At 55.3% G+C, this 16456-nt stretch carries 7 protein-coding genes; all 7 read right to left on the bottom strand.

What is annotated here, in order from left to right:
- Positions 1-49 precede the first annotated feature (49 nt).
- The 7 genes from HH215_RS30950 to HH215_RS30920 all read right to left on the bottom strand — a co-directional run bounded on the left by HH215_RS30950 (position 50) and on the right by HH215_RS30920 (position 15967).
- Positions 50-1798: a cellulase family glycosylhydrolase gene (locus HH215_RS30950; protein ID WP_169283405.1), complete on the bottom strand. Its 1749-nt coding sequence runs from the start codon at positions 1796-1798 to the stop codon at positions 50-52.
- A gap of 14 nt (positions 1799-1812) precedes the next feature.
- Positions 1813-4458 (bottom strand): glycoside hydrolase family 6 protein, encoded by a 2646-nt coding sequence (locus tag HH215_RS30945; protein WP_254450626.1) that lies wholly within the window; start codon positions 4456-4458, stop codon positions 1813-1815.
- A gap of 69 nt (positions 4459-4527) precedes the next feature.
- The gene (locus HH215_RS36590) at positions 4528-6426 is read right to left on the bottom strand and encodes a cellulose binding domain-containing protein (protein ID WP_254450282.1); all 1899 of its coding nucleotides are present in this window, start codon (positions 6424-6426) and stop codon (positions 4528-4530) included.
- Positions 6427-6547: 121 nt separating this feature from the next.
- On the bottom strand, positions 6548-11353 hold the full coding sequence (locus tag HH215_RS30935; protein ID WP_254450281.1) for a glycoside hydrolase family 48 protein: 4806 nt from the start codon (positions 11351-11353) through the stop codon (positions 6548-6550).
- A 243-nt stretch (positions 11354-11596) separates the two neighbouring features.
- Positions 11597-13495: a cellulase family glycosylhydrolase gene (locus HH215_RS30930; RefSeq protein ID WP_169283403.1), complete on the bottom strand. Its 1899-nt coding sequence runs from the start codon at positions 13493-13495 to the stop codon at positions 11597-11599.
- A 266-nt stretch (positions 13496-13761) separates the two neighbouring features.
- Positions 13762-14751, bottom strand: coding sequence for a C40 family peptidase (locus HH215_RS30925; protein WP_254450280.1), 990 nt, complete (start codon positions 14749-14751; stop codon positions 13762-13764).
- A gap of 340 nt (positions 14752-15091) precedes the next feature.
- A complete protein-coding gene (locus tag HH215_RS30920) occupies positions 15092-15967 on the bottom strand; it encodes a cation diffusion facilitator family transporter (protein ID WP_169283402.1) in 876 nt (291 codons plus the stop codon).
- Positions 15968-16456: the final 489 nt, after the last annotated feature.

Raw genomic sequence — 16456 nt, 5'->3', positions numbered from 1 at the left:
GGACAGTTCCCCCGCGAGGGAAACTGTCCGCTAGTTCAACCTAAGTTGCTTAAGGCGCCGTTCCCCATGCCAACGTGCCGTTTACGTACAACGTCACCTTATTCCAATCCGCATAGGCTGTCTTCGTCGGATCGTAAGAATAATCTCCCGTTTCGTTGAAATTGGACCAATCCGCCTTCGTCATCCTTAGCTGAATGTCCCCGGTCTGCGCGTTCGGCGCAAGCGACCCTGCGCCTGCCGCGAACGACAGCTCGACGTAAGTATCCGCTCCAATCCCCGTTGCGCTGCCGAACGCCGTTTGAACGTTCGAGCTGCCGACTTGCGCCCAATCGATCCATGCGTTCACCACCGCGGTTCCGTCCTTCGTGAAGTAATAACGTACCTTCACGTTGCTGAGACTCACTGCGGTCGTCCCCGAGTTCTTAATATTCAGATGCGGTTTGATCTGGTTGTCCCCGGCGTTCGCGTCGCCTGCCTTATACTGAACGATTAACCCTCCTCCGGTAGAAGCCGCTTGCGGCGTTACGCTGACTTGGGCGGAGTTGGCGCTTGCTCCCGCCGTGTTGGAAGCGCTGACGACGTAGTAATAAGTCGTTCCGTTCGTCAAGCCCGTGTTCGTATAGCTTGTAGCCGTAATCCCCGTCGCCACCGAGGCGTACGGTCCGCCGCTTGTCGTCGCCCGTTTCACCGCGTAGCTCGTCGCTCCGCTCGATGCCGTCCAATTCAGAGCGGCCTGAGCATTTCCTGCCGTTGCCGTAATTCCCGTTGGCGCGGCAGGCACCGTCGGGTTGCCGCCATTGTTAGTCGCTGCCCGAATTTGATCGCGCACCCATTTGCCGGACGTCGTTAACTGGGCATCCGTCCAGCCTCCGGACGCCGGCGCGCCGGCAACCAGTGCCGCCGAAGATTCCGCTTTATCCGCGAGCGACCAGTTCACCCAGCTCACTTTGTTCGCATTTAAGAAGTCGATCCACTCTTTGGCCTGCGTCAAATAAGGACCGCCGTTGCCGGAAGCGTCGCTCGTGCCCCACTCGGTGACGAAAATGGCAGCGCCTTTGCCCATCGCGTAAGTAATCCGGTCGCGCAAGCTTTGCCCGTGCGTTCCCGCGTAGAAGTGGAGCGAATACATGATGTTGCTGTAAGCTAACGGACTGTCTGCTGCCGAATGAATGTCTTGGCTCCACATCGGAGAACCGACGATGACGATACCGTCGGGGTCGATCGCGCGGATCGCCGGAACGACCTCGTTCGCATAAGATTTAACGTCGTTCCAGCTCACGCTGCCGTTAGGCTCGTTGGCAATCTCGTAGATGACGTTCGGCGTATTTCCGTACAGCGTCGCCATCTCTTGGAAAAAGGAGATCGCTTGCGTTTTGTACGTGTTCGGGTTGCCGTCCGACAAAATATGCCAATCGATGATCACGTAAATTCCAAGATCAATCGCAGCCTGAACAGCCTCTTTCACCTTTTCCTTCAAGGAAGGAGTCGTAATGTAGCCGTCTTCGGCCGTATATAGCGCCGCGCGAAATACATTAATTCCCCAGTTTTCCTTCATCCACTGAATCGCAGGTTTATTCACGTAGTTGCCATACCATTGCAGCCCGTGAGAACTCATTCCGACGAGCTGAACGGCCTGCCCCGCCGAGTTCGTCAGCTTGTTGCCCGTCACCTTGAGTTGACCGAAAGGAACGGTTCCCGCCGCATGGCTTTGTTGGTTACCAAGCGGCAATAGAAAGCTAATTAACAACAGTATTAAGACCAATGGAACATTGAACTTGAATAATCGATCATTCGCCATCTCTAACGCGCCCCCTAAGGCTCGACTCCCCAGATCAACGTACCGTTCTGATATACCGTCACCTTGCTCCAGTCGGCGTAAGCCGTCTTCGTCGGGTCGTACGAATAATCGCCGGTCTCGTTAAAGTTTGACCAATCCGTCTTCGACATTCGAAGTTGGATGTCGCCCGTCTGACCATTCGGCGCTATAGAGCCTGCGCCCGCCGCGAACGACAGCTCGACGTACGTATCCGCTCCCGTTGCCGTCACGCTGCCGAACGCCGTTTGAATGTTCGCGCCGCCGACTTGCGCCCAATCGATCCATGCGTTCACCGCCGCGGTTCCGTCCTTCGTGAAGTAATAGCGTACTTTCACGTTGCTGAGGCTGACTGCGGTCGTACCGTTATTTTTAATGTTCAAATGCGGTTTAATCTGATTGTCCGTCGCGTTCGTATCTCCTGCTTTGTACTGCGCGACCAAGCTGCCGGCCGGCGGTAATTGCGGAGTTGCGCTCGCTTGTGCCGAATTCGCGCTCTCGCCGACCGCGTTCGACGCGCTAACGACATAATAGTACGCCGTGCCGTTCGTGAGTCCCGTGTTCGTATAGCTTGTCGCCGTCAAGCCGGTCGCCACATTTGTGTACGGTCCACCGCTTGTCGTTGCGCGCTTAACCGTATAGCTCGTTGCTCCGCTTGATGCCGTCCAGCTCAATGCAACCTGAGCGTTACCTGCCGTTGCAACAACTCCCGTTGGAGCCGCCGGAACCGTCGGTGCTGAGATCGGGGTCGCGCTTACTTGCGTGGAATTGGCGCTTTCTCCCGCGCTGTTCACCGCGCTAACGACGTAGTAGTACGCCGTACCGTTCGTCAGCCCCGTGTTCGTATAGCTTGTCGCCGTCAAGCCGGTCGCCACATTTGTGTACGGTCCACCGCTTGTCGTTGCGCGCTTAACCGTATAGCTCGTTGCTCCGCTTGATGCCGTCCAGCTCAATGCAACCTGAGCGTTACCTGCCGTTGCAACAACTCCCGTTGGAGCCGCCGGCACCGTCGAAGTTGTAATCGGCGTCGCGCTTACTTGGGTGGAATTGGCGCTTTCTCCCGCACTGTTCCCCGCGCTAACGACATAATAGTAAGTCGTACCGTTCGTCAGCCCGGTGTTCGTATAGCTTGTCGCCGTCAAGCCGGTCGCCACATTTGTGTACGGTCCGCCGCTTGTCGTCGCCCGTTTAACCGTATAGCTCGTTGCTCCGCTTGATGCCGTCCAGCTCAATGCAACTTGAGCGTTACCTGCCGTTGCAATAACTCCCGTTGGAGCCGCCGGCACTTGGACGCTTCCACCCGGGATAACCGGATAAGCATTCTGTACAAGCTGCACGAATTGATTGTGGAACCAGTGACCCGACAGCGGAGCACCCGGCAATGCGCCCGTCAGCGTGCCGCTTGAGCTCGTATAGGTAGGATCGCACATTCTGTCGAAGCTTTTGCCTTCATTGTTCGGAATTTCCGAGCTCGCGCCATCCGACTCTCCCGGCGGTTTCACCCACACGAATGCGTCGAGATGAGACGCCGCATAACCCGAGGGCGCCGCTTGCGGCGGTTGGCCTATCCCTGCGCCGCTAGGATTGCACCAATTTCCGCGATGGTAACGTTTGTCAATGCGGCCGGAATCTACGTAAGCGTTAACCGTAGTGCCGCTAGCTGCTGTCGGCCGGTTCGGACCGCCCCATCCGTTGCGGGAAGTGTCGATCAAGAAGCCAATGCTGGCCGGCCAACCCTTCGCCACGAAGCCGGAGTACAAAGCCGCCGTGAAATCCACTTCGTCAAAGTAAGGGTTGTATTCGAAGTAACTTGCGGACTTCAGCGGTTGCCCGTTAATCGACAAATCCGGATTAGGTAAATTCGGCTCTTCCAACGGAGTGGTGTTCGCCGTGTCGCTGATGAAGCCATCAACGCTGGCAAGACCGGCAGCCGTTCCGGCTACCACCGAGGTAAAGAGGTCAATCGACGGTTGACGGTTGCTATCCCAGCCCAACCATCCGGAGTGACCGATGTCCATATAGGTGTACACATTAGGGATTGCATGCAGTTTGTCTAGCGCGTATCTAGTTGCATCCCGATAGATATTAGTAGAGTTAGCTGCAGCGCATTCCGGGTCGCTTAGATTGGTCACGAGGTTAGGCAGCGAGTCCGGTTCGATGATCGTTACGATCCGAATATTCTGATACGCCGGAAGCGCGAATGCGCTTGCGATTGCATCGATGTACTGGGTTTTGTACGTTTGCAAACCCGCTGCGGTGAGCGGCAGTTCTCCATTCGATGCCAATGCGTGGCAGTCGCGACCCGGCAGGTTGTAGATAACGAACGTTGCCGTGATCGGCGTGTTGCCTTGCTTCTGGGCGAGCACGGCGTCCAGCGTTTGCACTAAGCTCTTGCGGCCTCCGTTCGCTGAACCGCCGGCAATCGCCGCGATGCGGTCAAGCCAGACAGCCGTCGGATAGGTTTTGACCGTCTGCATTTTCGCGATCAAGTTGCTGTCGGTAACTTGCGCGATCGACGTGTCGATCAACGCGGCGTAATCCGGGTTCACGTAAGCGGTCGCTCCCACGAACGGGTTGTCGACGTGCGCTTCGGCGGAAGCGCTCTTGATTCCTAAAGAAATGAAGCTACTGATGACCAATGCCATGATAACGATTAACATTGCCGTTCTTTTCGTTAATGCCGTTGCCATTTTTTCCAACTCCCCAACGTTTTTTTAGGGCTCGATTCCCCATACAAGCGTGCCGTTCTGGTAGAGCGTTACTTTGTTCCAATCGGCGAACGAGGTTTTCGTTCCGTCAAAAGAATAATCGCCGACTTCATTAAAGTTCGACCAATCGGATTTGGCCGCGCGGATCTGTATATCTCCGCTCTGCCCTCCTGCCGCAATGGAACCCGCCGCGGAGCCGAACGAGATTTCCGCATACGTGTCCGCGCCCGTTTTCGCCGGGTTGATCGTCACGAACGCGCCGCTGACGCTACTCGTTCCAACCTGCGCGTAATCGCACCAGAAGCTCAAATTCGCGCTGCCGTCTTTCGTGAAATAATAGCGTAGCTTCACATTGCTAAGGCTGACAGCGGTCGTTCCCGTATTCTTGATATTAAAAGTCGCGTAGATCATGTTGTCGGTCGCGTTGGAATTGTTCAGCTTGTATTGCGCAACGAGGCTGCTCGTGCTTCCAGCCACCGGCGTCGCGCTCGCTTGCGCCGAGTTGGCGCTTTCGCCTACGCTGTTCACCGCGCTAACGACATAATAGTACGTCGTACCGTTCGTCAGCCCGGTGTTCGAATAACTGGTCGCCGTCAAGCCGGTCGCCACGTTCGTGTACGGTCCGCCGCTTGTCGCCGCGCGTTTAACCGTATAGCTCGTTGCTCCGCTTGATGCCGTCCAGCTCAGCGCAACTTGTGCGTTACCTGCCGTCGCCGTAACTCCCGTTGGCGCAGACGGGGGCTGCTGTGTTCCGCCGGATTTGGCGTTCATCTGTTGCGCGTGGTTGGAAATAAGCGTCGCGGTCGCGCTCGGATAGACGACTCGGAACCCGTCGTAATCGGGATACAGTTGCCCGTCATCCTGAATGCCCGTCAGAATCCAGAATTGATCTCCGGCACCGCCCAGTTGATTCACGATCCCCAACCACGTCGCATACACCGAATCGCGCGTCGATGGATCCGTTAAACCGAATTCCTCCAATACGACCGGTTTTCCCGCCGCCGCACCATCGTTGATATGGTTCGCAATCCACGTATTCCCCCATTGAGCCGTTTCGTTCCAATGGTTCGGGTAAAGATGATACGTTCCGTAATCGATGTTCGGAAGCGCGATCAAGCGGGTCCAATCGACTCCTTCGCCGCCGCCATACGGATAATCGGAATTGCCCGGAATGTTATAGAAGCCTTCATCCCCTACCGCTACCAGATGGTTAGGATCGAGCGATTTGATATAGGCGCTCATCTCGTCCGCCCAATTCACAAGCGTGTTTCCGGTCTTATCGGTTTGAGCGCGAGGCTCGTTGGCCAGCTCCCACGTCATGATCGTCGGATCGTCCTTGTACTTGATTCCGGAATACGTGTTCGTCCGGTTCAAGACATAGTTGACGTAATTCTTATAAGCCTGCTTCACTTGCGCATTCGTGTAAAACGCGTCGTGAGAACCGGCTCCGAACCAGTTGACGTAAGTGTTCATGCCGCCGAAATCGTCCCAGTTGTTAATGAACGGAATGACGAGCTTGATGCCCGATTGTCCCGCTTTGTAGATCGCATAGTCCATTTTCGTAAATCCGGCTTCGTTGAACACTCCCGGAGACGGCTGTAGGACGACGTTGTTCGTCGAATTCCCGTTGATCCATCCCCACATCCGAAGCACTTTCAAGTTCATCGCAACCGCGTCGCTGAACACGTCGTCGACCATCGCTTGCGACTGGTATAGCAAATAATAGTTGTTCGTTCCGGAGAAATAAAAGTCGTTTCCATTAAGTTTGAATTTACCCCCGCTCGTCGTAACAAACCCGGCAGGCGCGGCAGAAGCAGTTTTCGGAGCAACCGGACAGATTGTCACGATCAAGGCAACCGCAAGAAAAATCACTAACAAGAACCGACTATTGGAATGTCTGTTCATCCATGACTCTCCTCCTTCGCTCAAATCCTTCGGAGAACAAGCGGCTTACGAGTCGAGATGCCTGTTCTCCGTCGGTGTTTGCCAATCCATAATTCCGTTATTCCGTTATTCCGTTATTCCGTTACGGTTCACTCCCCCATACGAGCGATCCGCTTTGATAGAGCGTCGCTTTGCTCCAGTCGGTATACGAGGTTATCGTACCGTCGAACGAGTAATCGCCGACTTCATTGAAGTTGGACCAGTCGGCTTTCGCCACGCGGATTTGAATGTCTCCGCTCTGGCCTCCCGCAGCTATCGATCCTGCCGCGGAACTGAACGAGAGCTCGAGATACGTATCTGCACCGGTTTTCGCCGGATTGATCGTCGCGAATGCGCCGCTGACATTGCTCGTTCCGACTTGAGCGTAGTCGCTATAGAAACTCAATGCGGCGGTGCCGTCTTTCGTAAAGTAGTAGCGCAGCTTCAGATCGCTCAAGCTGACGGGAGATGTACCCGTATTCTTAATATTGAGGGTCGCATTAATCATGTTGTCGGTCGCATTCGCGTTGCTAACCTTATACTGTGCGACGAGGCTGCTCGTGACGACGTTCTGCGGCGTGGCGCTCGCCTGCGCGGAATTCGCGCTCTCACCCGCGGCATTCACGGCACTGACCACGTAGTAGTAGGTCGTGCCATTCGTCAATCCCGTATTCGTATAACTCGTCGCCGCCACGCCGGTAGCTTCCGTCGCGTACGGTCCGCCGCTCGTTGTCGCGCGCTTGACCGTGTAACTCGTCGCCCCGCTCGAAGCTGTCCAGTTAAGCGCAACCTGCGCGTTGCCCGACACCGCGGTTAATCCGGTTGGAATCGCAGGCAGCGAAACTTGCGGCGTTGCGCTTACCTGTAACGAATTCGCGCTTTCTCCTGCAGCGTTCACGGCACTGATCACGTAGTAGTAGGCGGTGCCATTCGTCAGCCCCGTATTCGTATAACTGGTCGCCGCTACGCCGGTAGCTACCGTCGTGTATGGTCCGCCGCTCGTTGTCGCGCGCTTGACCGTGTAACTCGTTGCTCCGCTCGAAGCCGTCCAGCTAAGCGCTACCTGCGCGTTGCCCGCCGTTGCCGTCAGGCCCGTCGGCGTTGCAGGGAGTTGAGGAGCTACAGGCGTTACACTCGCCTGCGCGGAATTCGCGCTCTCGCCCGCGGCATTCACGGCACTGACCACGTAGTAGTAGGTCGTGCCATTCGTCAATCCCGTATTCGTATAACTCGTCGCCGCCACGCCGGTAGCTACCGTCGCGTACGGTCCGCCGCTCGTCGTAGCCCGCTTCACGTTGTAGCCAGTCGCGCCGTTCGAGGCCGTCCAGCTAAGCGCAGCCTGACCATTACCCGCCGTTGCCGTCAAGCCTGCCGGCACGGCAGGAGGTTGCTGCGTCGTTCCGCCCGGTTCGTTCCCCCAGATCAACGTGCCGTTCTGATACAGGGTAACGTTGCTAGACGGAGCGAAAGAGGTTTGCGTCCCGTTGTAGGAATAGTCGTCCGCTTCGTTGTAATTGCTCCAATTCGCCTGATTAATACGGCTTTGGATTTCGCCGCTGTTCCCTCCGGCCGCGATGGAGCCTGCGCCGGTCGTAAATCCGATCTCCACGTACGTATCGGCTCCGGTTGCCGGCGCGCTCATCGTTGTGAATGAGGTCGTCAAGTTAGCACAACCAACGCCCGCCCAGTCGCAGTTGAAAGTTTCAGACTGCGTCGATCCTTTCGTGTACCAGTAGCGAACTTTCAACTGGTTGAGAGGGACGGAGGACGTGCCCGTGTTTACGATCCGAAGCTGCGGTTTCATCTGACTATCCGTCGCGCTGGAGTCTCCTACCCGGTATTCCGCTTTTAATGTGCTAGGCAATTGCGGAGTCGCGCTCGCTTGTGCGGAATTCAAGCTTTCGCCGGAAGCGTTCACCGCGCTAACGACGTAATAATACGTTGTTCCGTTGGCGAGTCCCGTGTTCGTATAGCTCGTTGCGGCCACTCCGCTTGCCACCGTCGTATAAGGTCCGCCGCTCGTCGTTGCCCGCTTCACGTTATAGCTCGCCGCGCCGCTAGATGCTGTCCAACTTAACGCGACCTGCGCATTGCCTGCCGTTGCGGTCAATGCCGTAGGCGCCGCCGGTATGGCAAATAGCGGAGTCGCGGTCGCTTGCGCGGAGTTGACGCTTTCGCCCACCGCGTTCACTGCGCTGACCACATAGTAATAAGTCGTGCCATTCGTCAACCCCGTATTCGTGAAGGTCGTTGCCGTTACTCCGGTTGCGACGTTCGTGTAAGGTCCGCCGCTTGTCGTCGCCCGCTTCACGTTATAGCTCGCCGCGCCGCTAGATGCTGTCCAACTTAACACGACCTGCTGGTTGCCTGCCGTCGCGGTAAGACCGGTCGGTGCGGCCGGAACCGTAGGAATAGCCGGTACTACGCTAACCTGCAAGGAGTTCGCGCTCTCGCCCACCGCGTTCACCGCGCTGACGACATAATAATAAGTCGTACCATTCGTGAGTCCCGTATTCGCGTAGCTCGTTCCGGTTATGCCGGTCGCAACCGTCGTATAAGGACCGCCGCTTGTCGTTGCCCGTTTGACGTTATAACTCGTGGCGCCGCCGGAAGCGGTCCAGCTCAAGGAAGCTTGCGCGTTGCCCGAAGCCGCGATTACGCCGGTCGGCGCAGACGGCACCGTCGGCGTCGACGATCCGAGCAAGCGGTCGTATTCCGCGTAAGCCGTCGCAATATCGACCTGCGACCAGAAACGATGATACTTAAAGGTCGGGGTGCCGTTTTCCCATTTCTTCGTCGTCGGGTTCCAAGAAGTATTGTATAGATTGGTGAGGTAAGACCATTTAGGATCTTGCGTAATTTTCGGTCGGAGCTCGGGATAGCTGATGTAGACGCCGTTGCCGCCTTTGGCCGGATCGGAAGCAATGCCGCCGTTGCCGGGAATGGCGTTGCCCATACCGTACGTTCCGGACCATCCATTCGGGAAATAAATTTCTTTCTCGAAGTAACGGGAGTAATCTCCGCGCTCCTCGGGTTTAACGATGCCGATTCCGTCATTGAAGCTCCAAGCAACGCCCAGCAACGAATCCGCGAGCGTCTTCGCTTGATTCCCGAGAGTCGTGAAGTTGCCCGTTTCCGCTTTCGTACCGGCCGCGAAGAAGGAGAGGGCTTTGATGTAACTGCCCAACACGCCGACGTCTTGGCTTGGATCCGTAGTGATCACATGGAAGTTCGGATTGCCCGTGTACGTAGCGAAAGAGTTCCACGTGTCTGGCTGCCCCGTCCATTCTTGACCGCCGGGAATATAAAATTCGCCCGGAGCGGCAGTCGTCGCTACGGCCGGATTCGCGCCGCCGAGAATACGCTGGCCGGAAGCGTTCAAGTAATAGCCGTCGGAATCCGTGACCGGTTTCTGATTTACGAAGACGTAATCCATCGACCAATCGATCCATTTGGAAATCACGTTTTTGGCCATTTGGAAATTTTGGGACGTTATATCCCCGCTGGAAGCGAGAATGTAATACATCTCCGCAACCCGCTCAAGCGGCCACGCTTGGAAACCGAACCAAGAGTTCGAGTCCGGATCGGTATATACCGGCGCCTCTTGGTAAGCCAGATTGTAAAACGTGCTAACGCCGGTCGGATAAGTGCTGTAGCTGCCGCCCCAACTGTTCGTCGCTCCGCCGCCGATAGCGCCTTCCGCCGATAGCAGCCAGTTGTAGAACTCGAGCTGACGCGTCAGCGATGCGTTCCAGTCCGCTTGGCCCGTTGCGGATGGCGGCGTTAGACCGCCGGCCGTCGTTCCGAGCGCATAAGCCGCTACCGGGTTCTGATAAGCTTGGTGCGCGTGACTAGCGCCGATCCTCCAAGCCCAGTTGCCGTTGCTGCCGATGCCCCCGCCCCAAGCCGTATACCAAGCTAACAAATTCATGCTTGAGTTTTTGCCGCTCCCCGCCGTCGGCGACCCATCGCTGGCGCTGCCGATTTGCTGGAAGTATTTATCGTAAAAACCGTAGCGCAAATAATCGCCCATCTTTTTCGTCTTATTCAGAATAGCCGTATTGTTGTAGCCGAACTGCTTCGCCCAATAAATGACCTGAATGACCCGGGCGTCCGCATCCGTTGCGTTCGTATATTTCCACTGGGCTGCGGGTGCCGCGGATTCTTTGGTGAACAAGGTCATGAAGCCTTCATTCGTTTTACCGAACGTTTTGTTGTCTTGCGACGGGTGGGTAATCGCTTCCCATACCGATTCTTCTTCCCCGCGTTGGAACGTATTGACATACGTCGCCGTGTGAGAAGGATTCAAAGTATTTCCGAAGCCGTACCAATTGTCGACGTCTACCAGCCAGTGCATCAAATACGTCTGATTGTTGCCGTAGGTGGCTTTCAGTTCGGCGTCCAGCGGGTCGGGTCCGGGAGAATACTGGCCGGACAGCTGGGAGGGATATTGATCGGGAAAAGGTTTCTCCGCAGCATAAGTCGCCGGGCTGGCCGGGTTGTAGTAGTTCATCGTAGGCTGTTCTTCGACGCCGTCTCCTTCATTAATCGGGATGATGTATTTCTCCATATTAGCCCACGCGGCATCCAACCGGGTCCAATCGCCGGTATATTTTCCATATAACGCTTCCAACCAGAGCCAGTAACTATAGGCTTCCGATGTAGTCATATGCCCATAGTCGGGGGCTTCGCTCAACAGCGTCTCGATGGCGTGATAAGGAATCCCTTCGGGCGAAAAATAACCGCTAGCCGGATCTTTGATCTGATTGTAAAGCTGCATGAAACGGGTTTCGTAGATCGTTGCCGCGGAAGCTTCTTTCGGCGCTATCCACAAGCTTGCGTAGGCGGACACGATCATCGCTGCCGCGAGCAGCCAGACGAGTCCCTTACGGTACATGCTCTGAACCATTATCAAATTCCTCCTTAACCGATTTTTTTGCTAGTTCCGTCATCCTGTCGAGGTATTCCGAGCAAGCCTGCCTCCTTTACGAAAAGGTTTTCTGTACATTTCCATTATAAAACCGGGAAACTTTGTAAAATGTGCGTGATGTAACTTGTTTACGCCGCTTATGTAACCGTTTGAGAAAATCCATTCGCGCAAAAAAACCGTTTTCCGGCGTTTGCCGGAAAACGGTTTCGTTCACTTCGCGCCTTATGGCGCGGTTCCCCACACTAACATTCCGTTCTGGTACAGGGTCACACGATCCCAATTGGCATATGCCGTTTTCGTAGGGTCATACGAGTAATCGCCGACTTCATTGAAGTTCGACCAGTCGGCTTTGGAGATTCGTCCTTGAATATCTCCCGTCTGTCCTCCCCCGGCGATCGATCCGGCTCCGGCCGCAAACGAGATTTCCAAGTACGTATCCGTCCCGCTTCCCGATGAGCCGACGAACGCGCCCTGTACGTTCGCGCTGCCGACTTGCGCCCAATCAACCCAGAAGCTCAGCGACTGGTTGCTGTCTTTGGTGAAATAATAGCGAAGCTTCAACGTGCTCAAGTCCACGGCCGTCGTGCCGTTATTCTTGATGTTGAATTGGGGTTTAATCTGATTGTCGGCAGCATTCGTGTCACCCGCGCGATACTGCACGGCTAAATTGCCCGTGCTGCCCGCCACCGGCGTCGCGGTTGCCTGCGCCGAGTTCGCGCTTTCGCCAGCCGCGTTCACAGCGCTCACAACATAGTAATAGGCGGTTCCGTTCGTTAACCCGGTATTCGTATAGCTCGTTGCCGTTAGTCCCGTCGCCACGTTCGTGTACGGTCCGCCGCTTGTCGCCGCGCGTTTGACCGTGTAACTCGCCGCCCCGCTCGAAGCGACCCAGCTAAGCGTCGCTTGCGCATTGCCTCCCGTCGCGGTCAAGCCGGTCGGGGCCGACGGAACCGTCGGATTCGCGACAAGCGGCTTCATGATCCGATCCAGCATCGCTTGCTTCGGCGCGTTCCATGTCGTCCAATCGTCGAGCAGCAGACCGCCCGTATCTCCGCTGTTCGGGTTGAGACACCAGTACGTCCAATACATATCGTTGTCTTTGATATAATCGATCAGCTTATTCTGCCATTTGCCTTCGGCGCTCACCGTATCGACGCTTCTGCCTCCGAACTCCCCGGCTAGAATCGGCGCGATATTTTCCTTGTGAATGTATCCCCAATACGAATCCCACATCGCCGGCATATTATTCGGAAACGTCGGATCGGAGAACCAGGTTTGAGCCGATACTCCCGGACCGTAATCGTGAGGGGAATATACGACGCGATTGGACACGTTGAGCCGCACGGGATTGTTCCGCACGCCTTTCAAGTTGCCTCCCCACCAGTAAGTGCCGGTTTCTCCCTGTACGTTGGATTGAATGCCTTCGACAATAATCAACCAGTTCGGATTAGCCGCAAGAATCGCGTTGCCCGCGCGTTCCGCCGCCAATCTCCAGTCCGTCGCTAAGTTGCCGGTTCCCCAACTGGCCGTACCGTGCGGCTCGTTATGGAGATCTCCGCCAATGACCGTAGGGTTGTTCGCGTAACGCTGCGCTAACATGACCCAATCGTCTATCCAACGCTGTTCGGAGTATTGCGAAGTGTACCAAAGCTCCGATTGCCCTCCCGAATCCGGGCGGTGACGATCCAAAAACACTTTAATGCCTCGTTCGCCCGCTTCCTGTATGACCCGGTCCATTAATTGAATCGGCGTCAGTCCGATCAAATCCGGGTTCGTAAACGTATTAATGCTACTCGGCATGACGCCCGAATCGAACATCTGCGTACTGAACGGCAACCGAAGCAGGTTATAGCCGTGATCTTTGATTTTGTCCATGAAGCTATCCAGCGAATACTGCCATAATCCATGAGGAGAATAATTAGCCGTTTCGAAGCCGAACCAATTAATCCCGTTAAAAACAGCCGGGTTCCCTTCCGAATCCAAAATACGGTTGCCGGATGTATGATAGTACCCGGTCGGGGCCGCGTAACTTTTGCCGATTCCTACGGAAAGCAGCAGGGAGCAGGCCAGCGCCGCGATCACAACGACAATTCCTCCGCGTTTGCATGCGTTGATCAACATTTTCGTATCCTCCGTTCCATTTTGAAAAACATATCGCAAATCCCCTCCCTTTCATCCGACATCTCTCTCTAGAAATCAATTTCCCTCCTTCGATAAAAATGATTCTCCTATAAACAACTCCATTATAAAACGGAACGAAAACAAAGAATGTGCGTCATGTAACCTTGTTATTGCGTATTGTATCTTCTTCGAAATCGTTTTCTATCCGGAATAAAAAAAACGCCTCCGAGGCTGTAAGCCCCGAAAGCGAATGCGATTTTAATGTGCTATAATGCACTGCCGCCGTAGAGAAAGCGATACTCCCAGTGTTTACCCGAGATCACGTCGGTGCGGACCCCGCCCGATTCCTTGGAATACGTATGCAGCACTTTGCCGTCACCTAAATAAATTCCCGCATGAGTGATTTTGTCTCCGAACGGAGACTTGCCGGTATAGCTCGATGCCTTCGTCCCTTTGTACGACATGAAGAACATCAAGTCGCCGCGCTTCAATTGCTTCCAATCCGTCTTCACTGCGCCTTTGCCCCTGACATAATCGCCCTGTCCGCGCGAATCCGCAGGTAACGTGACGCCTATCGCGTCCTTGAACATTTGCCGGATGAGATCCGAACAATCGAACGTATTCGTGTTATCGCGACTAGATCCATATTCATAAGGCGTGCCTAAGTACTTCATGCCCGCGGCGATGATCGCTTCTACTCGATTAGATCCCGGGACGGCCGGGGGCTCCGATGGGCCAGTTACCGCACCCGATACCTGTATGTACTTATCATCCGTGCTCACGTAACCCGTTTGCCCTTTGGAATCGGTCACTGCGTACCAGTACGAGTTCGGCTTGTCGGTTACAGTCACTTGCTCGCCCTTGGATAAATACCGAATGCGCGAAGCGCTCGTCGACGGGGAAGTTCGGAAGGAAACGCTGCCGATGATCGTTGCTTTCGTGCCGGATACGGTCCCGCTTCCACCGGATGAAGAGCTGTTTACGCGAATATATTTGCTGTCGGAAGAGATATAACCGATGCTTCCGAATACATCCTGCACTTGTAACCATTTGCTATTCGGAGTGCCCAGAACAACGACTTCCTCCCCCTTGCCGATCATGCGTATGACCGAACCCGACGTGCTTGGAGACGTTCGGAAATTAACCCCCGACTGGATCGAGCCCGTCGTTACGGCTGCCGCCGCTTTCGGCGCGGAATAGGGATACGATCCGACTACGATCGCCGCCGCTAAGAGATACATCAATGTTCGTTTCACTTGCGCAGTCCTCCTCTGGATTATGCATGAAGGGGATCGTCCCCTTACCTGCTTAATTATAGAGGCATGTCCAAGCCCTTCCATCGGACGTCGAGCCCAAGCAACCGGGACCATTATGGGGAAATAGTTCCATCCGACCCTGGGTCTATAGCACGTCAACCCCCGTCGTCAACGGACGAAGAGGAGCCGTTTTCCCCAAACTTACCAGCGTAATTCAGCCGAAACGGCAAAAAAACCGGCGCGAATACGCGTCGGTCTAGACTCTCTGTCGTCTCCTATTGGAATAAGTAGGCATTTAAGATGCGTTAGACCCATTTGCCATCGGGAAAATATCCCGGATTCACGGAGTACCCTCCTCCGGTTCCACATGCACCTGAACGTTCAGAATATCGTGCTTGCGCCTTAATCTTTGCTCCACCGAATCGCTGATCCCGTGACTCTGGATGAGCGACAATCGAGGATCAACGGTCACGATAACATCGACGAGAACCGTACTGCCGTGAAGACGGGCGCGTATATCTTTAATTCCGCGCACCCCTTCCGTACACTCGACGACTCCCCTCAGCGTCTTCAGTTGCTGGACATCGAAGCCATCGGTCAAGTCATGGGTTGCCGACCAGAAAATATCCCAAGCCGTTTTCATAATCAGCATCGCGACGACGACCGCGGCAACCGCATCGAGCCAAGGCCAGCCGAGCACGGCTCCGAAAATACCGACGGCGGCTCCAATGCTGACGAACGCATCCGATCGATTGTCCTTGGCGGCAGCCAGCAAAGCCTGACTTTTGATAGTTGCAGCTAGACGGGCGTTATATGCGTAGACGACGAACATCGCCGCCGCTGCGGCAATCGCTATCCAACCCGCGGCAAGGTCGGGCTCCGAATAATGACCATTCCATAAGTTGCGAACTGCGGCTTGCCCGACTTGTAAGCCTACCGTCGCCATAATGAAAGAAGCGAGCAACGCAGCGATCGTCTCCGCGCGCAAGTGGCCGTATGGATGGTTAGCATCCGGGGGACGGCGGGAAATCTTGAGGCCGATTAACACGGCCACGGACGCCACGATATCGGTGACGTTGTTGAACCCGTCCGCCAACAACGCTTCGGACGAGAATGCCCATCCCGCCGCTAGTTTTAGGCCGGAAAGCACAAGGTAGGCTCCTATGCTGACCCATGCGCCTTTTTCTCCCTTTTTGATATCGCCGTAGATGTCCATATCGTCATCCAGCCCCCTTCCGCTCCGTATACTCATTTATATCCGTTCAGACGCAGTCGCAACCCTCGTATTCGCGTAAGCTTCCTCCCATTTGCGAAACGACTACGCGGCGGGGGTGGGTTGAGTTGACTAGACATGGTCGGATTTTTCGACTACGGGCGTGGGGGTGAGTGGGTGGTTGGATTCGTCTCGTATAGTCGCTTTTTCCGACTATGAGAGCGGGGTTGGTTAGTTTCTCCTCGCTATAATCGCTTTTTCCGACTATGAGCGCGGGGTTGGTTGGGATTGCTTCGCCATAGTCGCTTTTTCCGACTATGAGAGCGGGGTTGGTTAGTTTGCCCTCGTCATAGTCGCTTTTTCCGACTATGGGAGCGGCAGCGTGTGGTTTCGTCTTCCCATTGTCGCAAAATGCGACTATGGGAGCCCTTTTACCCAACACTCACCCCCCATTGTCGCAAAATGCGACTATGGGAACCGAGTCTCGAGCCT

This window comes from Cohnella herbarum, from assembly GCF_012849095.1.
Classification (GTDB): domain Bacteria; phylum Bacillota; class Bacilli; order Paenibacillales; family Paenibacillaceae; genus Cohnella; species Cohnella herbarum.
This window is presented reverse-complemented; position numbering and strand designations above follow the sequence as displayed.

Excerpts from the sequence above, each read along its gene's own strand:
- HH215_RS30945 (WP_254450626.1), bottom strand. The coding sequence starts at position 4,458 with ATGGCATTGGTCATCAGTAGCTTCATTTCTTTAGGAATCAAGAGCGCT.
- HH215_RS30935 (WP_254450281.1), bottom strand. The coding sequence starts at position 11,353 with ATGGTTCAGAGCATGTACCGTAAGGGACTCGTCTGGCTGCTCGCGGCA.
- HH215_RS30930 (WP_169283403.1), bottom strand. The coding sequence starts at position 13,495 with ATGTTGATCAACGCATGCAAACGCGGAGGAATTGTCGTTGTGATCGCG.
- HH215_RS36590 (WP_254450282.1), bottom strand. The coding sequence starts at position 6,426 with ATGAACAGACATTCCAATAGTCGGTTCTTGTTAGTGATTTTTCTTGCG.
- HH215_RS30920 (WP_169283402.1), bottom strand. The coding sequence starts at position 15,967 with ATGGACATCTACGGCGATATCAAAAAGGGAGAAAAAGGCGCATGGGTC.
- HH215_RS30950 (WP_169283405.1), bottom strand. The coding sequence starts at position 1,798 with ATGGCGAATGATCGATTATTCAAGTTCAATGTTCCATTGGTCTTAATA.